Origin of the sequence: Melghirimyces algeriensis (assembly GCF_900182565.1) — a bacterium.
GTDB lineage: Bacteria > Bacillota > Bacilli > Thermoactinomycetales > DSM-45169 > Melghirimyces > Melghirimyces algeriensis.
This window is the reverse complement of the sequence record NZ_FXTI01000008.1, coordinates 48534-67983: the sequence shown is the minus strand read 5'-3', so window position 1 is coordinate 67983 and position 19450 is coordinate 48534. Positions and strand designations below refer to the sequence as shown.

Genomic DNA, 19450 nt, shown 5'->3' with positions numbered 1-19450 from the left:
TGGCAAGAATCCATTATAATGAATTTGTAAGGTCAAAGTCAGTCAAAGTCAGCGGGAGGTTGTCCGATTTCATGTCTAGCGTTTCGGACATCATTGAAAACTATCTCATCAAAATATTGAAAGAGGCTCCTTCCGGTACCATTCAGGTGAAGCGAAGTGAGCTGGCAGAATTGTTTCAGTGCGTGCCTTCTCAGATCAACTATGTAATCAGTACCCGTTTTACGGTGGAAAAAGGGTATATTGTGGAGAGTAAGCGGGGCGGAGGCGGTTATATCCGTATTCGAAAAGTTCAATTTTCCAAACCCAAATCCTACTACGATGTACTTCTCCGGTTGATTGGGGAACAGATCACTCAGCAGGCGGCAGAGGATCTGATTGAGCGGCTGATGGGTGAAGGCTTGATGACCCAGAGGGAAGGGCGCATGGTGAAAAAACTGATTTCCCGGGAAGTGCTCAACTTGCCGGTCTCCCTTCGGGATTCCATCCGGTCCCGGATCATGCGCACTGTGGTGACGACTCTATTTACGGATAAAGGAGAGTGACCCCCCAATGCAGTGTCAAGAGTGTGGGAATCGTCCGGCCACGCTTCATTACACCAAGATTATCAACGGCAAAAAGACCGAATTTCACCTGTGTGAGGTTTGCGCCAAAGAGAAGGGGGAGCAGATGCCCGGAATGGATGCCGGGTTCACCATCCACAATCTTCTCTCCGGACTGTTGAATCTCGATGGGCAAATGACGGAAGAACATCCATCCAGTCAGTCTTCAGCGACTGTTCAAAGGCTTCGTTGTCCAACCTGCGGTTTAACATATAACCAATTCAGCAAAATTGGACGTTTTGGTTGCAGTGACTGTTATCAAGCGTTTGCCGAACGTCTGGACCCTTTATTCCGTCGCGTTCACGGTCATCGGTCACATCGGGGCAAAGTTCCCAAGCGTACCGGTGGAAAGTTGCGGATGCAAAGAGAAGTGGATGAGCTAAAACAGCAAATGGCGATGTGTATAGAGAAGGAAGCTTTTGAAGAGGCGGCCCGATTGCGCGACCGTATCAAGGAGCTTCAGAAGAAACTGGATAGCTAGGGGGAAGGTCGGTATGTCACTCCAAGACTTTACTCAACATGCGCTCAGTGAATGGATGCGTGGTCAAGGTCCAAGATCGGACATTGTGATCAGCAGTCGGGTAAGGGTAGCACGCAACCTTTCCGGATTACCCTTTCCCATGTTGGCGACTTCTTCTCAGTCCTCCGAGATCGTGCGACGGGTGGAGGATGCCCTTCGGAGAGAGGATAAACCCTCCATTCTAAAAGGGGCAGAACTGATTCGAATGGATGATTTGAGTGATCTGGAAAAGCGTGTCTTGGTGGAAAAACATCTGATCAGCCCCCATTTGGCGGAAGAATCCCGTTATGGGGCGGTGGTTCTCAGCCAAAACGAAGCGGTTAGCATTATGATTAATGAAGAAGATCACCTTCGAATTCAATGTTTGTTTCCGGGCTTTCAACCGGAAAAGGCTTGGGAACTGGCTGATGAACTGGATGATTGGTTTGAACAGGAGCTTACGTATGCATTTAGCGAAACCAAGGGGTATCTGACCAGTTGTGCAACCAACGTTGGGACCGGGATTCGGGTGTCTGTCATGGTTCACCTTCCCGCGTTGGCCATTACCCGGCAACTGAACCGCCTGTTTCCTGCGATTACCCAAGTGGGCCTGGCCGTCCGGGGCATTTACGGGGAAGGAAGTGAAGCACTGGGGAACCTTTATCAAGTTTCCAATCAAGTGACGCTGGGGCAAAGGGAAGAGGATATCATTCAGAAACTGACCGGAGTGGTCCGGCAGATGATCCAGCACGAACATAACGCTCGAAGCCGGCTGCGTGAGACATCTCTTACCAAACTGGAAGACCGGGTCCATCGTTCTTACGGTATTCTGGAGCATGCGCGGGTAATCAGTTCCAAAGAAGTGATGGAACGACTCTCCGATGTTCGTCTGGGTGTGGATATGGGACTGATTTCCGGGATCTCATCCCAAGTGATGAATGAATTGATGGTTTTGACCCAGCCCGGATTTCTTCAGACCCGATCCAAGCAACGTCTCGATGTGGATGAACGGGATGTACGTCGGGCACAGATGGTACGGGAATACTTGTCACTTAAGCGAAATGAAGGGAACCATTGAGATGTGTTAAAATCCCCTGAATGAGAGGTGTATCGATGATGATGTTTGGACGATTTACGGAACGGGCACAGAAAGTGCTTGCCCTCGCTCAGGAAGAAGCAGTGCGATTGGGGCATAACAATATCGGCACAGAACATATTTTGTTGGGATTGGTCAGAGAAGATGAAGGCATTGCCGCCAAGGCTCTCATGGCGTTGGGGCTCGGTTTGGAAAAAATTCAAAACGAGGTGGAGTCCCTGATCGGAAGGGGACAGGGGGAGCCCTCCAACATCGCTTATACTCCCCGTGCCAAAAAGGTGATTGAGCTTTCCATGGATGAAGCCCGGAAGCTGGGACACACCTATGTAGGAACGGAACATATTCTCCTGGGACTGATCCGTGAAGGGGAAGGGGTTGCCGCTCGTGTACTGAACAACCTGGGAGTAAGCCTGAATAAAGCCCGTCAGCAGGTGATGCAACTTCTGGGAAGCTCTGAGGCGGTCTCTTCCCATCAGGGTACCAGCGCAAACGCCAATACCCCCACCCTAGACAGTTTGGCCCGCGATTTGACATCTGCGGCCAGAGAGGACAATCTGGACCCGGTCATCGGTCGGAGCAAGGAAATTGAGCGGGTGATTCAGGTTCTTTCCCGCCGCACAAAGAACAATCCGGTGTTGATTGGGGAACCCGGTGTAGGGAAAACGGCGGTTGCTGAAGGTCTTGCTCAAAAGATTGTGGACGGAGAGACTCCGGAAACCCTTCGTGGAAAACGTGTGATGACCCTGGATATGGGAACTGTGGTTGCAGGGACCAAATACCGTGGAGAATTTGAGGATCGATTGAAAAAAATCATGGAAGAAATTCGGCAGGCGGGTAATATCATCCTCTTTATTGATGAACTGCACACCCTGATCGGGGCCGGTGGTGCGGAAGGAGCCATTGATGCCTCCAATATCTTGAAGCCCGCCTTGGCCCGTGGTGATTTGCAGTGTATCGGTGCCACCACATTGGATGAATACCGCAAGTATATTGAAAAGGATGCTGCATTGGAACGGCGCTTTCAGCCGATTACCGTAGAAGAACCCTCTACGGAAGAGGCCATCCAGATACTGAAAGGTCTGCGTGATCGGTATGAAGCCCATCATCGCGTCAAGATCACGGATGAAGCGATTGAAACGAGCGTAAAACTGTCTGATCGATATATCACCGATCGGTATCTTCCGGATAAGGCCATTGACTTGATTGATGAAGCGGCTTCCAAGGTGCGTCTTTCTTCCTACACGGTTCCTCCGGATTTGAAGGAAATGGAGCAGAAACTGGAAGAGGTTCGCAAGGAAAAAGATGCAGCAGTACAAAGTCAGGAGTTTGAAAAAGCGGCTTCCCTTCGCGATCGGGAGCAGAAACTGCGGGAAGAGCTGGAATCTACCCGTAACCGCTGGAAAGAGGATCAAGGAAGGACGGATTCCGAAGTGGGACCGGAGGATATCGCGGAAGTGGTTGCCAACTGGACGGGGATTCCCGTGAAGAAACTGGCCGAAGAGGAATCCGAACGCCTTTTGAATATGGAAGAAATTTTGCACAAAAGGGTGATTGGACAGGATGAAGCGGTTCGATCGGTTTCCCGTGCCATTCGTCGGGCACGTGCCGGGTTGAAGGACCCCAAACGTCCCATCGGTTCTTTCATCTTCCTCGGACCCACCGGTGTTGGAAAGACGGAATTGGCTCGTGCTCTGGCGGAAGCGATGTTTGGAGATGAAGAAGCCGTGATTCGGGTGGATATGTCTGAGTATATGGAGAAACATTCCACCGCCCGATTGGTCGGTGCCCCTCCGGGATATGTGGGTTATGACGAAGGTGGGCAACTGACTGAGAAAGTCCGTCGCAAGCCATATTCCGTGATCCTGTTTGATGAGGTGGAAAAAGCACACCCCGAAGTGTTTAACATTATGCTCCAGGTGTTGGAGGATGGCCGGTTGACGGATGGGAAAGGCCGTACGGTGGACTTTCGCAACACCGTAATCATCATGACATCCAATGTGGGAGCGGACTTGATCAAACAGAACAAACGTCTAGGATTCACGGTGGGCGATCAGGCAGAGAATGAATATGAATCGATGAAAGACAATGTGATGGAGGAATTGAAGAAAACCTTCCGTCCGGAGTTCCTCAACCGGATTGACGATGTGATTGTCTTCCATTCTCTGAAAGAAGAACACCTTCAGCAGATTGTCACCCTGATGTCGGATCAACTCAGGAGACGCTTGCAGGAGCAGGAGATTGATTTCACCCTGACGGATCAGGCAGCCAACTATCTTGCCAAAGCCGGATTTGATCCGACCTATGGTGCCCGACCGCTCCGCCGGGCGATTCAAAAGCATATTGAGGACCGGTTGTCGGAAGAGCTCTTGAAAGGGAACATCAAGCATGGAGATACGGTGAAAATTGATGAAAAAGATGGGGAGCTTCTCGTGCAAAGAATGGAAATGGCTCCTTCAGGCAAAGAGAATTGAATTCTTGCACCTCCCAGCTTACGGGAGGTGCGTTTTTACGTAGAATTTTGATATAATGGATTTTGGAACCAAATAGAATGTGAGAAGGGGTCCCTCTGTGGCAAAGTATAAATCAAAATTTGCATGTCAAGAATGTGGTTACGAATCACCCAAGTGGTTGGGACGTTGCCCTGGATGCGGACATTGGAATACGCTGGTGGAGGAACGGGAATCCCGAAGTGGAAGCGGTCGACCGGTTACCCGGCAGAGGCAATCGGCAACTCCCATCACGGAAGTGAGGGGAATGGAAGAACCTCGATTTGACATGGGCATCCGGGAGCTGAACCGGGTTTTGGGAGGAGGTTTGGTCCCCGGTTCCCTGATTCTCGTGGGAGGAGATCCGGGGATTGGGAAATCCACACTGCTGTTACAGGCATCTTATCGATTGGCTGACCTGGGGATGCCCATTCTCTATGTGTCTGGTGAAGAATCTGCTGAACAGACCCGTCTTCGGGCGGATCGGCTAAATGCTTTACAATCCCGGCTTTTTGTCGCCGCAGAGACGGATCTGGAGGCGATTGAGTCGTTGGTTGAAGAGGTGAATCCGCGTCTTTTGGTGATCGACTCCATTCAGACGATCCACCTTGCCGAAGTAACCTCCGCTCCGGGGAGCGTTGCGCAGGTTCGCGAATGCACGGGGCGCTTGATGCGGATAGCGAAGAATAAAGGTGTGGCCGTAATCATTGTGGGACATGTAACAAAAGAAGGAGCGATCGCCGGTCCCCGAATGTTGGAGCACATGGTGGACTGTGTGCTTTATTTTGAAGGGGAAAGACATCACACCTACCGTGTGCTTCGGGCGGTCAAGAATCGTTTTGGGTCAACCAATGAAATCGGATTGTTTGAGATGAAATCAGAGGGTCTGACGGAAGTGGATAACCCCTCGGAAATGTTTCTCTCCGAGCGACCCACAGGGGTATCCGGCTCTGCTGTCACAGCCAGCATGGAAGGAACGAGGCCTGTACTGATTGAATTGCAGGCTCTGGTAGCTCCCAGCAGTTTTGCCACACCCAAACGGATGGCATCCGGATTGGATCATAATCGCGTAACCATGATTATGGCTGTATTGGAAAAGCGCTTGGGCTTGTTTATGCAAAACCAGGATGCTTATGTCAATGTGGTTGGAGGCGTTCGCTTGGATGAACCGGCCGTTGATCTGGCTGTCTGTGTCAGTTTGGCCTCCAGTTTTCGAAATCGACCCACCCGTCCAAAAGATGTGATGATCGGCGAAGTGGGTTTAACGGGTGAGGTGCGTGGTGTTTCCCGGTTGGAGAACCGGGTGGTTGAAGCGGCGAACATGGGTTTTGAACGAGTCATTTTGCCTGCCAAGAACAAAAAGGGCTGGACACCGCCAAAGAGTCTGGATATTGTATGGGTTGAATCGGTGGAAGAAGCTTTGGAAGCGGGATTGGGAGGGTAGGAGATTTGAAAGAAGAAAAGAAAAACCATTTTGAAAGCAAGATCCTTCGTCGGGTAGCCCCTGGAACCCTGTTTCGCGAAGGGTTGGACAATGTACTGGGAGCCAATACGGGGGCATTGATCGTCGTTGGCTATGATGATGCGGTCCGGGAGATCGTGGACGGAGGATTCCATATTGATTGTTCCTTCTCTCCCGCTCATCTGTATGAACTTTGCAAAATGGATGGAGCCATTATTCTGTCCAATGACGGGCGTCGCATTCTGTATGCCAATGCACAGTTGGTTCCCAGCTCCTCGATTCCTTCAACCGAGACGGGGATTCGACACCGGACTGCCCAACGAACTGCCCGCCAGACTGGAAAACTGGTGATCTCCATTTCCCAGCGTCGCAATGTGATCACCCTGTACCAAGGAAACTACCGATATGCTTTGAAAGATATCGGAGTGATTCTGACCAAGGCCAACCAAGCCATTCAAACATTGGAAAAATATAAATCGGTTTTGGATCAGTCCATGACCAACCTGAGTGCGTTGGAGTTTGAGGAATTGGTCACACTAAGCGAAGTAACCATGGTGATTCAACGGATTGAGATGGTATTGCGCATTAAAAGTGAAATTGAACGATATATTAACGAGCTGGGGACGGAAGGACGGCTCATCAGTATGCAACTTGAGGAACTGGTGGTTAATGTGGAAGAGGAAGCCCATCTGGTGATTCGGGATTATTGTTCCGATCCCAACTGTCAGCCGCCCGCCAAGGTGCTGGAACAATTGAAGAGCCTTTCGGCTGATGAATTGCTGGAACATAGCAATATCGTTCGGATTCTGGGTTACGACCCGCACCATAATCTTCATGAGGAAGCAGTGGCGCCCAGGGGATACCGGATTCTGAACAAGATTCCCCGTTTGCCGTCATCCATTATTAAAAAGTTGATTGAGCGTTTTGAATCTCTTCCCCAAGTGATCATGGCAACCATTGAAGAACTGGATGATGTGGAAGGAATCGGGGGTGTGCGGGCTCGCGCGGTTAAGGAAGGAATCAAACGAATTCAGGAGCAGGTTTTTATTGATAGGCATATATAAATTTCACGAAATCATGTAAACTTATGTTATAAGGAGAGGAGGTATACTTCTCCGTGACATGGTGTTATTTAATTTTTTAGGAGGTTCCCTTTCATGTTTGCTAGAGCGTTACCGAGTATGTTTACTGTCGGGAACTTATTTTTGGGGATTGTAGCCATGATTCTCGCTGTTGAGGGTGAATGGAAATACGGTGCGATCATGGTGATTATCGGAATGCTGTTGGACGGATTGGATGGTCGTGTTGCCCGTATGCTGAATACCCAGAGCGAATTCGGGAAAGAATTGGACTCTCTGTCAGACGTAATCTCCTTCGGAGTGGCTCCTGCACTGATTATGTATACTTCAATTCTTCATCATTTAGGATTTATGGGTTGGGTGATCATGGCCATCTTTCCGATCTGCGGAGCTCTTCGTCTGGCCCGCTTTAATGTAAAACCGGGGATTCCGGGTTACTTTATCGGTCTTCCCATTACTGCTGCGGGTGGGGTACTTGCCACCATGGCCTTGTACGCTGAAATGGCCGGGGTGGGCTTTATGATCATGGGAATGATGTTTTTATCCTATCTGATGATCAGTCAAGTAAAATATCCGAACTTCAAAAAATTAGGAATCCCGCGTCGTACTTATTGGGTGGCTCCTTTTCTGGTTATTTTGATGGGATGGACAGCTGTTCGTTTTCCGGAGTTGTTCCCCAAGCTCCTGTTTATTCCTCTGGTCATGTATGCTTTCTACGGGGTGAAGCATTCGGTTTCCAGAAAACGAAGACAGAACGGAGAAGAGCCGATTGAAGAGTTTAAACCATAAATTGAAAACACCCCTGAAACCTGGGGGTGTTTTTTTATCGTTCATAGCAGTAGATCGATCCAATTGAAAAAGATGAATGACCCGTCTTTTTTATTTTTACATTTTTTGAAAAAAAAGGAGGGGGAGAAGGGGGGAGTATCGAATGTTTGAGTAGGTTCCTGCGCCTGTTCATTCCCCTGCTAAAATTTTTACCGTAAGTTAAATACACCAAGAGTGGACAGCTTGTTCGATTCCTGTTCCACAACCTCGTCCAGCTTAATATCCAACAGGTTGCACATCGCAGTCAGATAAAAGAGATTTTTTCCCATTTCTGCCCGGACAATGTCCTGACAGTGATCACACAGGTTTCCTGTTAAGTGGCTTTTTGCGGTGAACTGCATATCGTCGAGAGGCATTTCCTTCTCAAAGGGCTGACGGGAGCCCTGGATTTCAATACAGCCGCACTCGGTGACCGCTTTCACCAATGCCCGGTTCACACGGCTGTTGGATTCCTGAAACTTGGAGGACACGTCCAAAACACTTCTGTGTCTCAAAAGCAAATCTGACACTTGTTGTTGAAACGTTAGCAGAGCGTTGTTTTCCAACGATTTCACCTCTTCCATTCTGAACATCGGGATTGGGTGCTAGATCCGAAGCGACTGAAGATTCGTTCACGAAATCATTATAGCTGTTATTTCTAGAATGTGTCAATTTAACCGGTCATTTCGGCTCTAAATGTATATTTATCAAAAAACTGTTGACTGTTGTCCGTTATGTATGCTAAGATATCTATTTTAAATTTATTGACTTTTCTCCTCGGTTGTGATATCTTGGAAATGGATATTGCCCTTGGAGGTGGGTTTTTTGTTCAATATCGGCGACAAAGTGGTCTACCCCATGCATGGTGCAGGCATCATTGAGTCAATTGAGGAAAAGGAAATCCTCGGCGATAAGCAAAAATACTACGTGATGCGGATGCCCGTCGGCGATATGAAAGTGATGATTCCAATGACTCAAGTGGACAATATTGGCTTAAGACAGGTGGTGGATGAGCAGACGATCACGGAAGTGATTGATCGTTTGGCGAATTCGGCCACTGATTTGTCCAGCAATTGGAATCGCCGGTACCGGGCGAATCTCGATAAGATGAAAAGCGGGGACATCCACGACATCGCTGACGTGGTTCGTTGCTTGGCTCTGCGTGATCGGGAGAAAGGTCTGTCCACGGGGGAGAGCAAGATGTTGGACAATGCCCGCCAGATTCTGATCAGCGAACTTGTTTTGGTAAAGGGAATGGATGAATCTCAAGCTACCGGTTTGTTGGATAAAACGATTTTTTCTGGGAGTAAAGCTTCAGGATAAGGTGTGGGGGGAAGGAACAGGGGGTTTTTCCTCATCGGTGTAAAAAAAGGGTTTTGATCTCTGAAGTTTGTCTATAATGCTAATGAGGAGGTGAAGCCCCGTGCTGAAGAGATCGATCCAATTGGCTTTTATATTGGTCGGAGCAACATTAGGTTTTTACTCAGGCCCTGAATTGTTTAAGATGCTTGGCCAATCGCCTTTTCATTTCGGCGACGTTCCGGCTCCCCATTTGATTGGAGCCTTTCTGGGAGCGCTCCTTTTATATGTATGTACCTTCTGGTTCACCGAATATGTGGTTCGGTGGATTCAGTGGAGTGAAGAGCGCCTGGTTAAGATCCCCGCTGTCGATACGCTGTTTGGTGCAATGGGTTTGATCTTCGGTCTTATCGTAGCGTTTTTGATCCAACCTTCCCTCTCTGAATTACCATTGCCGGGAGTTTCATCAGTTCTCCCTATTATGGTATCTGCATTGCTGGGTTATCTCGGATTTCGGGTTGGAAACAAAAAGCGCGATGAACTGATCGCTATTTTCACCATGGGACGTCAGACGAAAGACCGTGGGAAGAAAGAGAGAGAGTTGCACGATAACGTAGTGGAGCATAAAATTTTGGATACCAGCGTTATTATTGATGGTCGGATCGCTGATATCTGCCGTACGGGATTTTTGGAAGGTACATTGGTGATTCCTAGTTTTGTTCTGGAAGAGTTACAACATATTGCTGATTCTTCCGATGTCCTAAAGCGGAATCGCGGTCGACGGGGATTGGATATATTGAATAAAATCCAGAAAGAACTTAATGTACGTGTTCTGATCTATGAAGGGGATTTTGAAGAAGTTTCCGAGGTGGACAGCAAACTGGTAAAGTTAGCCAAGGTGTTATCTGGAAAAGTTGTAACCAATGACTTTAACCTGAATAAAGTTTGTGAGCTTCAGGGTGTGGATGTTCTCAATATCAATGACCTGGCCAATGCTGTCAAACCGGTGGTTCTTCCCGGAGAGGAAGTAAATGTGCAAGTGATCAAGGACGGGAAAGAACATGGTCAGGGAGTTGCCTACTTAGATGACGGTACCATGATTGTCATTGAAGGTGGACGGGAATACATCGGTGAACAGATTGACGTCTTAGTTACCAGTGTGTTACAAACATCTGCAGGAAGGATGATTTTTGCCAAACCAAAGTTGCTGGAAAAAGCACTTTAAAACGGTTTGTTGCTGCCCCGGCGTCGGGGGAAACCTCGTCGCCGGGTTCTTCTTGTGTTTGAAAGGAGAGAACGACGTGAAAGCAGGTGTGGTGATTCCGGCGGCGGGAAAAGGACAACGGATGGGGGGGACGGTTTCCAAACAGTTTCTCGATCTGTGTGGGGAGCCGGTTTTGATCCGTACGCTTCGGGTGTTTCTTGAGCATTCCTCCATCGCCCGGATTGTGTTGGCTGTCAGTTCTGGGCAGGAGGATTTTGTGCATAATCTGCTGGGTCAACACAATGTTTTATCCGATCAGGTAATTGTGACGGTCGGTGGAAAAGAACGTCAGGACAGCGTCTATCATGCCCTGAAAGAGGTGGACCAGGATTGGGTTTTGGTCCATGATGCGGTCCGTCCCTTTGTCACATCCGAGCAAATTTCCGCTCTTTTGCAAGCGGTAAGAGATGGGGGAGCGGCGATTCTGGCGGTTCCTGTCAAAGATACGATCAAGGAGGTTACTCCAGAGCACATTGTAGCCAATACACCGGATCGGAGTCGGCTGTGGGCGGTTCAAACCCCTCAGGCCTTTCGGTGTTCTCTGTTGGTACAAGCCCATGAAGAAGGAAAGCGTAAAGGGATTGTTGCTACAGATGATGCCATGCTGGTGGAAGCAATGGGTGTGAACGTTCGGGTGGTCAAGGGAGATGGCCGGAATCTGAAATTGACTACACCCGAAGATATGATTTTGGCTGAAGCAATTTGTAAGATGAGGAGTCATGTATATGATTAAAGTGGGACAGGGATTTGACGTACACCGTTTCACCGAAGGGCGTCCGCTGATTCTGGGTGGAGTAAATATTCCTCATCCCAGGGGATTGGAAGGGCATTCCGATGCGGATGTACTGTTACATGCCATCACCGATGCGATTTTGGGCGCTTTGGGAAAAGGGGATATTGGAACGCATTTTCCGGATACCGATCCGGAGTTTAAAGGGGTAGACAGTGCCAAACTATTGGAGAAGGTTTGGACGATGGTGGAGGAAAGCGGGCTGATGCTGGGCAATCTGGATGCGACCGTTATTGCCCAACGCCCCAAGATGGCCCCTCATATTTCCCGGATTCGAAAACGGGTGGCCAACCTTTTGCGAGCCGATGTATCCGATATCAATATCAAGGCAACCACCACTGAACGCCTCGGATTTACCGGACGGGAAGAAGGAATTGCTTCCATGGCCATTGTTTGTCTGACATCCAGAGAATGAACATTTTACATAAGAGGGGTGGAGAGAATCGATGACAAAAGTACGCACGCGTTACGCACCCAGCCCCACCGGACATTTGCATATCGGGGGAGCGCGGACAGCGCTGTTCAATTATCTGTGGGCTCGTAAGAACGGTGGATCATTTATTGTACGTATTGAAGATACAGATCTGGAAAGAAACCTGAGCGATGCGGAAAAAAAGCAGATGGAAGCATTGAAATGGTTGGGGATTGAATGGGATGAAAGTGTGGATGTTGGTGGTCCGCATGCTCCGTATCGTTCGATGGAACGTTTGCATCTTTATGAAACGTATTTGAAGAAATTGATCGATTCCCAAAAGGCTTATCCATGTTATTGTACACAGGAAGAATTGGATGCAGAGAGAGAAAAGCAGCTGGCTGAGGGTGTTGCTCCGAAGTACAGTGGCCGTTGTCGCCATTTGTCGAATGAAGAGCGAATCGCTTTTGAAAAAGAAGGAAGGACTCCCTCGATTCGGTTTCGCGTGCCGGAAGGGCGAACGATTACCGTGCAGGATGAGGTGCGCGGGGAAGTCCGATTTGAAACGGATGGGATCGGAGATTTTATCATCCAGCGCCCCGACGGTCGACCGACCTACAATTTTGCGGTGGTCGTTGATGACGCGTTAATGGAGATCACCCATGTGGTTCGGGCGGAGGAGCATCTCTCCAACACTCCGCGGCAGATCCTGCTCTATGAAGCATTGGGATTCACCCCTCCTGTGTTTGCTCATGCCTCATTGATCTTGAATCCAGAAGGTAAAAAGATGAGCAAACGGGATGAATCCATTATCCAGTTTATTGATCAGTATCGGGACCTCGGATATCTCCCGGAGTCTTTGGTCAATTTCCTGGTGCTGTTGGGATGGGCTCCGGAAGGAGAAAAGGCGGAAGAAGAGATCTTTTCCAAAGAAGAGTTAATCGATCTTTTCACATTGAAACGAGTCTCCAAGGCTCCGGCGGTTTTTGACAGCGGGAAACTGAAGTGGATGAACAATGCCTATATCAAAGCGTCTTCCCTTGAGCGGATTACAGAGTTGGCTATTCCCCATCTCGCCAAGGCTGGTCGGATTTCTGAAACAGTACGGGGAGAAGAGCGGGAATGGGTGAAACGGCTGGTTGGTCTCTACCAGGAGCAACTGGATTATGTCGCCCAGATTGTGGACCTGACGGAGATGTTTTTCCGGGATGAAGCGGCTTATTCCGATGAAGCCAAACAGGTTCTTTCCGGGGAACACGTTTCTGAGGTGATCGCCGCCTTTGTTCGCCAACTGGAAAGCTCAGAGGAAGCATTTACACCGGATCATGTGAAGAAGCTTCTAAAGGCGGTTCAGAAGGAAACCGGACAAAAAGGGAAAAATCTGTTTATGCCCGTTCGAGCGGCGGTGACGGGAGAAGTTCATGGTCCGGATTTGCGGGAATCAATGACACTTCTGGGGAAAGAAAAGGTGATTGCCCGTCTAAAGGATTTTTTGGATCGGAAACCCCAAATTTTATCCGAGTAAGATCCCCTTTTGGTTGCTGATTGGATGGCAACCGTTATATAATTATTTGGAGATAATGATTCAGATCATTGCAATGATCAGGAGAGTACGATGGGTTCAAAAACGACAGAGAGGGACTTCAAAGGCTGGAAGAGTCCTGTTTTTGATCCTTCGGAAATGCACCTGTGAGCTGCCCTCCGAAGCCTTATGATGGTGGTAGAAAGGGCCGGCACCCACCGTTACAGGGAATGAGTGGGCTGGAGCGTTCTCCGGCCAAGCAGAGTGGAACCGCGGAAAAAACGTCTCTGCAGCCTTGGGGCTGCGGAGACGTTTTTTATCATGAAAGAAGGAGGGGAGACCTGTGAGCTTTCTTCAATGGTTTAAAGACGTTCGTTTGACGATGAAAGCTGACATCGACGCCGTATTTAATCGGGACCCTGCTGCCCGGAGTACATTTGAGGTGGTTTTAACCTATTCCGGTTTGCACGCGATCTGGATGTATCGCGTGGCTCACTGGTTCTTTAAAAGAAAGAGGTTTCTGATTGCCCGGATCATTTCACAGGTGGCCCGCTTCCTGACCGGAATTGAAATCCACCCTGGAGCTAGCATTGGCCGAGGGTTGTTTATTGACCATGGAATGGGTGTGGTGATCGGGGAGACGTGTGAAATTGGAGACCATGTTACCATCTATCAGGGGGTTACCTTGGGCGGAACCGGGAAGGAGAAGGGAAAGCGTCATCCCACAGTGGAAGATGGTGCCCTGATCGCTTCGGGTGCCAAAGTTCTCGGCTCCATGCGGATTGGGCGTTGTTCCAAAATCGGTGCCGGGTCGGTGGTGTTGAGAGAGGTGCCGCCCAATTCCACAGTGGTTGGCGTTCCCGGACGTGTGGTGATGCAGGATGGAGTGCGTGTCGATAACGCTAGCGATTTGGACCAAGTCAACCTCCCAGACCCGGTGGCTGAAACCTGTCGTGAGCTGGAAGCGGAGATCCAGTGGATGAAAGATGAAATCCACCGTTTGAAAGCAGAGTTGGAAATGACACGGAAGGAGAGAATAGAAAATGCACGTGTACAACACACAAACCAGAAAACGTGAGCTCTTTCAACCTCTTCATGACAAAAACGTGACCATGTATGTCTGCGGGCCAACGGTATATAACTATATTCATATAGGAAATGCCCGTGCCTTTCTCTTTTTTGATGTGGTTCGTCGCTATCTAAAATATCAGGGATACCATGTCACATATGTACAAAATTTCACGGATGTAGATGATCGGTTAATTGAAGCGGCCCAAAAGGAAGATACTACAGTGAAAGAACTGGCTGAACGGTATATCCAGGCCTATTTTGAAGATATGGACGCCCTTGGGGTTCAACGTGCGGATCATCATCCCAAAGCGACCGAACATATCGATGAAATGGTGGAGGGCATCCAGACTCTGATTGAAAAGGGCTATGCCTACGAACAGGATGGCGATGTCTATTTCCGGTCGCAGTCAAAAGAGGATTATGGAAAACTTTCACACCAGTCTATGGAAGAGTTGAAATCGGGAGCGCGTGTGGAAGTAAATGAAAAGAAAGAAAACCCGTTGGACTTTGCTCTGTGGAAAAAGGCAAAGCCCAACGAGATCAGCTGGGACAGCCCTTGGGGAAAAGGTCGTCCCGGATGGCACATTGAATGCTCCGCTATGTCCCGGAAATATCTTGGTGATACGCTGGATCTCCATGCCGGGGGAATGGACCTTTGCTTTCCCCACCACGAAAATGAAATTGCCCAAAGCGAGGCTTGGACAGGAAAACGCTTTGTCCGCTATTGGCTTCACAACGGGTATGTCAATATGGGCAGTGAAAAGATGTCGAAATCGCTGGGGAATGTTGTGCGTGTGGTGGATCTCCGTAAAAAGTATTCTCCGCTTGCTCTTCGTTATTTTCTGTTGTCAACCCATTACCGAAACCCCATTGCCTTCAGCGATGAAACCATCCGTCAAATGGAAAGAAATCTAGAGCGCTTTGAGACTGCAACAACCAACCTGAAACATCGGATGGAAACAGCGATGGAGGGGGAAGCAGAACCTGAGGTAGAGGAGCGGTTGAATCAACTCACACAAGCTTTTGAAGCCGCCATGGATGATGATTTGAATACAGCCAATGCGATCAGTGTTCTTCACGAAGCAGTCAAGTTTGCTTTTGAGACCGTCTCCCGTCCCGTTGTCCTTCAGGGCTCCTTGTCAGCGATCCTGGATTGGCTTCGGAAATTTGGGGGCGATATTATGGGATTGGTGGATGTCAAAGAGGAAACGGATCTGGATCAAGAGATTGAAGCCTTGATCGAGGAACGGCAAAAAGCCCGTGCAGCCAAGGATTTCCAGCGTGCCGATGCCATCCGGGATCAGTTGACTGCTCAGGGAATCATACTGGAGGATACACCTCAGGGCGTTCGCTGGCGGAGGAAATGATATGAAAGAAATTTTTGGACAAATTGGGCGCGACCGTTTGAAAAAACGCCCAGGGGAATTTAACCCTCTCCTGTTGGCATATTTGGGAGATGCGGTTTATGAGATGTTTATACGGTATCATCTTTTGGCGAAGGGGCAAAACCGCCCGAATGACATTCACTCGGAAGCGGTTCAGTTTGTTTCCGCAACAGCTCAGGCAGAAGCACTGCGACAAGTGCAAGCCAAGCTGACAGAAGAAGAAAAAGATGTGATTCGGCGTGGAAGAAACGCCAAATCAGGAAGTGTGCCAAAGAATGCAAAAATCGTGGATTACCGTTATAGTACTGGCCTGGAGGCACTGATCGGCCATTGGTATCTCAAGGGAGACACGGACCGGTTGACAGAGGTGATGAAACAGATCATTGAAAAACTGGAAGGAGACAGAGAGAATGGAAAGTGAATGGGTGATGGGCCGTCAGGCTGTCCGGGAGGCGTTGAAGGCTGGGCGGAATATATCGAAGCTGTTGGTTGCCGAAGGAGCGGATCAGGGTAGGGGCGGAATCGGACCGCTGATCCATAAGGCCAGGAAAAGAGGGATTCCTGTACAGCAAGTTCCAAGGAAAAAGCTGGACTCGTTGGCTGAAGGTGATAATCATCAGGGAGTGATCGCCCAAACAGAGCCCTATCGTTATGTGACACTGGACGATCTTTTCCAACGGGCGGAACGAAGAGGAACCCCTCCTTTTTTTCTGTTGTTGGATGGGATTGAAGATCCCCATAATCTTGGGTCTATTCTTCGGACAGCAGATGCTGCCGGTGTGCATGGGGTTGTCATTCCGAAACGGCGGGCAGTCGGACTTACACACACGGTGGCCAAAACGTCCGCCGGTGCTATTGAGTATGTACCGGTAGCCAGAGTGACAAACCTGAACCGTGTGGCGGATGAATTGAAGAAGCGGGGAGTCTGGTTGGTCGGAAGTGATGCTGCTGCAAGGGATTCCTATGATGAAGTGGACTATTCGGGACCGACTGCTCTTGTTATCGGCAATGAAGGAAAAGGAATCAGTCGCCTCTTGAAAGAAAAATGCGATTTTCTGGTTCGCCTGCCGATGAAAGGTACGGTTTCCTCACTCAATGCATCTGTGGCAGGAGCCCTTTTGATGTATGAAGTAGTCAGAGGCCGGAAACATGACAGGTGAGATAGATGGAAGAATGGATGATTGTGGATGGTTACAATGTGATTGGAGCCTGTGATGCCTGGTCCGGTCTTTCACTGGAAGAGTCACGGGATCGCCTGATCATGCTCCTTTCAGAATACCAATTTACATTTAATCGACGGGTGATTCTCGTCTTTGATGCCCATCGGACGCCGGGTGCGGGGACCCGTCTGTCCGATCAGGGGCTAACTGTAATCTTCACCAAGGAGCATGAGACAGCCGATCAAATGATTGAACGTTTGGTCAAACAAAAGAAAGTCACAGGACGGAGGATTTATGTCGTGACTTCGGATTATCTAGAACAGCGGATGGTATTCGGTCAAGGGGCTTATCGGATTTCCTCCCGTGAACTTTTTGAGGAATTTGCGCGGATGAAAGGGGAAATTGCTCAAAAAATCGAAGAAACAAAAATCAATAAATGGAGGTTACACCAAGGATTGGAAGGTGATGTACTGAAACGATTGGAAAATTGGAGACGGAAAAAATAGGTGAAAATTTGACGTTTTTGTTGCAATTCCGCTATAATATATTTATCATGGCTTTCCAGCCTACGGGTCGGAGGGATGAAGGTGAGCATCGATCTTCAGTGCATGGCGATGGAACATGAGGCGATGTCCGACGAAGAGCTGGTGGAGAGTGTCCGTATGGGTGACAGGACATCATTAGAGATTTTGATTAACAAATACAAAAATTTTGTCCGTGCTAAAGCACGCTCCTATTTTTTGATTGGAGCCGATCATGAGGATATCGTTCAGGAGGGGATGATCGGTCTTTACAAAGCGATTCGCGATTTTCGCGGAGATAAGTTGGCATCGTTTAAAGCCTTTGCAGAGTTATGCATTACTCGTCAGATCATCACTGCGATTAAAACAGCGACCCGTCAAAAGCATATTCCGCTCAACTCCTATGTTTCTCTGGACAAGCCCATCTATGATGAGGATTCCGATCGAACCCTGATGGATATCCTGACAGGCGGACGCGTGTCCAATCCGGAGGAGCTTTATATCAATCAAGAAGAGTTTGATGATATTGAAGATAAGATGTCGCAAATTTTGAGCGATTTGGAGCGGAAAGTTCTGATGCTGTATCTGGATGGACGATCCTATCAGGAAATTGCTGTTGACCTGAATCGACATGTCAAGTCCATCGATAATGCCCTTCAGCGTGTAAAGCGGAAGCTGGAGCGGTATTTGGAAGAAGTTAGGGAAGTTTCGATCTGATCTTCGTATTTACCGTTATTACTGGGGTTTCAGGGGGAACCCCAGTTTTTTCTTTCTGTTGACTGTAGTCTTCGACAACAGACAACAAAATCCTTCCCTGATCTCAAAAAAATAAAAAAGAATTTTCTGGTGGTTTAAAGTGCGGTTTTCGTCGTCTATAATGTGAGGTGTCTGGATTTCATTGACAACCCTACTTTCATATGATAATGTTGTTTGGGTATTTGTATGATGCCTGTCATTTAGTTGTGGGCGCGGTTCAAGGAGGTGTTTGATCGTGCGCGTATTGATTACGCTGGCATGTACGGAATGCAAGGAGCGAAATTATTCGTCCACTAAAAATAAACGAAAGCATCCCGATCGGATGGAGTTTCGGAAGCACTGCCCCCGTTGTAACGGGCACACCCTGCATCGCGAAACGAAGTGATCATTCGAGATTCTCAGGGGGGAACACGCATGGGTTTTCTCGGCCGACTCGGAACCGGTATCAAAAAGAGTGTGACCGGGACCGCCAATTTTATCCGAACCGGTGTTGCGGAGCTTAAAAAGGTTCGTTGGCCTACGCGTCAAGAGCTTTTCAGCTATACCTTGGTGGTGCTCTTGACGGTCACCTTTGTGACGCTCTTCTTCACCGTCATCGATCTGGGCATTGTCAAGCTGATCGAGCAGATTACTTGAACCGATGGCGAAATATGTCATAAGGGGGGACGGGGCTGAAGGCCCTGATTTTACATGGAGAAGAACTGGTATGTTGTTCACACCTACTCGGGCTACGAGAATAAGGTGAAAACCAACCTGGAAAAACGCGTCCATTCAATGGACATGCAGGATAAGATCTTTCGCGTTCTGGTGCCGACTGAAGAAGAGATTGAGCACAAGGATGGAAAGCGGAAAACAGTCCAGCGGAAGGTTTTCCCGGGGTATGTACTGGTCGAGATGGTGATGACCGACAACTCGTGGTATGTGGTACGAAACACCCCAGGGGTGACAGGATTTGTGGGCTCTCCCGGGGGTGGAGCAAAACCGACCCCTCTTATGCCAGATGAAGTGCAAAGAATCCTCAGCCAGATGGGGGTAGACGAAGCCCGGCCCAAATCTGATTTTTCCGTGTCTGAGAGCGTAAAGGTGATGGAGGGACCGTTTGCCGACTTTGTCGGTTCAATCGAAGAGGTAGACTCTCAACGCCAAAAGCTGAAGGTACTGGTAAATATGTTTGGTCGGGAAACCCCGGTGGAGCTCGATTTCAGCCAGGTGGAAAAACTTTAATGGAATCATTTCTTCCAT

General features: G+C 48.8%; 22 protein-coding genes and 1 other annotated feature. Of the genes, 21 read left to right on the top strand and 1 reads right to left on the bottom strand.

Annotation, left to right across the window (positions count from 1 at the left end; all coding sequences use genetic code 11):
• The first annotated feature begins 71 nt into the window (after positions 1–71).
• The 7 genes from FN782_RS12010 to pssA all read left to right on the top strand — a co-directional run bounded on the left by FN782_RS12010 (position 72) and on the right by pssA (position 8010).
• Positions 72–542, top strand: coding sequence for a CtsR family transcriptional regulator (locus tag FN782_RS12010; protein ID WP_142506054.1), 471 nt, complete (start codon positions 72–74; stop codon positions 540–542).
• A gap of 7 nt (positions 543–549) precedes the next feature.
• Complete coding sequence (mcsA, locus tag FN782_RS12005) at positions 550–1080, top strand: protein-arginine kinase activator protein McsA (RefSeq protein WP_142506053.1); 531 nt, start codon at positions 550–552, stop codon at positions 1078–1080.
• Positions 1081–1093: 13 nt separating this feature from the next.
• The gene (mcsB, locus tag FN782_RS12000) at positions 1094–2176 is read left to right on the top strand and encodes a protein-arginine kinase McsB (protein WP_142506052.1); all 1083 of its coding nucleotides are present in this window, start codon (positions 1094–1096) and stop codon (positions 2174–2176) included.
• Positions 2177–2214: 38 nt separating this feature from the next.
• Positions 2215–4665: an ATP-dependent Clp protease ATP-binding subunit gene (locus tag FN782_RS11995; protein WP_142506136.1), complete on the top strand. Its 2451-nt coding sequence runs from the start codon at positions 2215–2217 to the stop codon at positions 4663–4665.
• 97 nt (positions 4666–4762) lie between these two features.
• Positions 4763–6124, top strand: a complete 1362-nt coding sequence (gene radA / locus FN782_RS11990; RefSeq protein WP_142506051.1) for a DNA repair protein RadA — start codon at positions 4763–4765, stop codon at positions 6122–6124.
• A 5-nt stretch (positions 6125–6129) separates the two neighbouring features.
• Positions 6130–7206: a DNA integrity scanning diadenylate cyclase DisA gene (disA, locus tag FN782_RS11985; protein WP_142506050.1), complete on the top strand. Its 1077-nt coding sequence runs from the start codon at positions 6130–6132 to the stop codon at positions 7204–7206.
• Between the two features lie 93 nt (positions 7207–7299).
• Positions 7300–8010: a CDP-diacylglycerol--serine O-phosphatidyltransferase gene (gene pssA / locus FN782_RS11980; RefSeq protein WP_142506049.1), complete on the top strand. Its 711-nt coding sequence runs from the start codon at positions 7300–7302 to the stop codon at positions 8008–8010.
• Between the two features lie 188 nt (positions 8011–8198).
• Here pssA and FN782_RS11975 read toward each other — a convergent pair whose 3' ends face one another.
• Entirely contained in the window at positions 8199–8612 is a 414-nt protein-coding gene (locus FN782_RS11975) for a nucleoside triphosphate pyrophosphohydrolase family protein (RefSeq protein WP_185956274.1), read from the bottom strand.
• A gap of 241 nt (positions 8613–8853) precedes the next feature.
• On the opposite strand from FN782_RS11975, the gene FN782_RS11970 reads away from it, so the two are divergent.
• The 14 genes from FN782_RS11970 to nusG all read left to right on the top strand — a co-directional run bounded on the left by FN782_RS11970 (position 8854) and on the right by nusG (position 19432).
• Positions 8854–9351, top strand: a complete 498-nt coding sequence (locus FN782_RS11970) for a CarD family transcriptional regulator (protein WP_142506048.1) — start codon at positions 8854–8856, stop codon at positions 9349–9351.
• A 100-nt stretch (positions 9352–9451) separates the two neighbouring features.
• A complete protein-coding gene (locus FN782_RS11965; protein ID WP_142506047.1) occupies positions 9452–10552 on the top strand; it encodes a PIN/TRAM domain-containing protein in 1101 nt (366 codons plus the stop codon).
• A gap of 76 nt (positions 10553–10628) precedes the next feature.
• Positions 10629–11324 (top strand): 2-C-methyl-D-erythritol 4-phosphate cytidylyltransferase, encoded by a 696-nt coding sequence (gene ispD / locus FN782_RS11960; RefSeq protein ID WP_142506046.1) that lies wholly within the window; start codon positions 10629–10631, stop codon positions 11322–11324.
• Positions 11317–11796: a 2-C-methyl-D-erythritol 2,4-cyclodiphosphate synthase gene (gene ispF, locus FN782_RS11955; RefSeq protein WP_142506045.1), complete on the top strand. Its 480-nt coding sequence runs from the start codon at positions 11317–11319 to the stop codon at positions 11794–11796. The genes ispD and ispF overlap by 8 nt, the downstream gene beginning before the upstream one ends.
• A gap of 31 nt (positions 11797–11827) precedes the next feature.
• On the top strand, positions 11828–13318 hold the full coding sequence (gene gltX / locus FN782_RS11950) for a glutamate--tRNA ligase (protein ID WP_142506044.1): 1491 nt from the start codon (positions 11828–11830) through the stop codon (positions 13316–13318).
• A gap of 64 nt (positions 13319–13382) precedes the next feature.
• Positions 13383–13607: a binding site (T-box leader), on the top strand.
• Between the two features lie 90 nt (positions 13608–13697).
• The gene (gene cysE, locus FN782_RS11945) at positions 13698–14393 is read left to right on the top strand and encodes a serine O-acetyltransferase (RefSeq protein WP_142506134.1); all 696 of its coding nucleotides are present in this window, start codon (positions 13698–13700) and stop codon (positions 14391–14393) included.
• The gene (gene cysS, locus FN782_RS11940) at positions 14359–15753 is read left to right on the top strand and encodes a cysteine--tRNA ligase (RefSeq protein ID WP_142506043.1); all 1395 of its coding nucleotides are present in this window, start codon (positions 14359–14361) and stop codon (positions 15751–15753) included. Before cysE ends, cysS begins: the two co-directional genes overlap by 35 nt.
• Position 15754: 1 nt before the next feature.
• Positions 15755–16192, top strand: coding sequence for a Mini-ribonuclease 3 (locus FN782_RS11935; RefSeq protein WP_142506042.1), 438 nt, complete (start codon positions 15755–15757; stop codon positions 16190–16192).
• Complete coding sequence (rlmB, locus tag FN782_RS11930) at positions 16182–16931, top strand: 23S rRNA (guanosine(2251)-2'-O)-methyltransferase RlmB (RefSeq protein WP_142506041.1); 750 nt, start codon at positions 16182–16184, stop codon at positions 16929–16931. Before FN782_RS11935 ends, rlmB begins: the two co-directional genes overlap by 11 nt.
• A 5-nt stretch (positions 16932–16936) precedes the next feature.
• On the top strand, positions 16937–17437 hold the full coding sequence (locus FN782_RS11925) for an NYN domain-containing protein (protein WP_142506040.1): 501 nt from the start codon (positions 16937–16939) through the stop codon (positions 17435–17437).
• 75 nt (positions 17438–17512) lie between these two features.
• Positions 17513–18169: an RNA polymerase sporulation sigma factor SigH gene (gene sigH / locus FN782_RS11920; RefSeq protein ID WP_425462707.1), complete on the top strand. Its 657-nt coding sequence runs from the start codon at positions 17513–17515 to the stop codon at positions 18167–18169.
• A gap of 274 nt (positions 18170–18443) precedes the next feature.
• Positions 18444–18593 carry a 50S ribosomal protein L33 gene (gene rpmG, locus FN782_RS11915; protein WP_142506038.1) on the top strand — a complete coding sequence of 50 codons (150 nt, stop codon included), beginning with the start codon at positions 18444–18446 and terminating at the stop codon, positions 18591–18593.
• A gap of 29 nt (positions 18594–18622) precedes the next feature.
• The gene (gene secE, locus FN782_RS11910) at positions 18623–18844 is read left to right on the top strand and encodes a preprotein translocase subunit SecE (protein WP_142506037.1); all 222 of its coding nucleotides are present in this window, start codon (positions 18623–18625) and stop codon (positions 18842–18844) included.
• A 54-nt stretch (positions 18845–18898) separates the two neighbouring features.
• On the top strand, positions 18899–19432 hold the full coding sequence (nusG, locus tag FN782_RS11905) for a transcription termination/antitermination protein NusG (RefSeq protein ID WP_142506036.1): 534 nt from the start codon (positions 18899–18901) through the stop codon (positions 19430–19432).
• Positions 19433–19450: the final 18 nt, after the last annotated feature.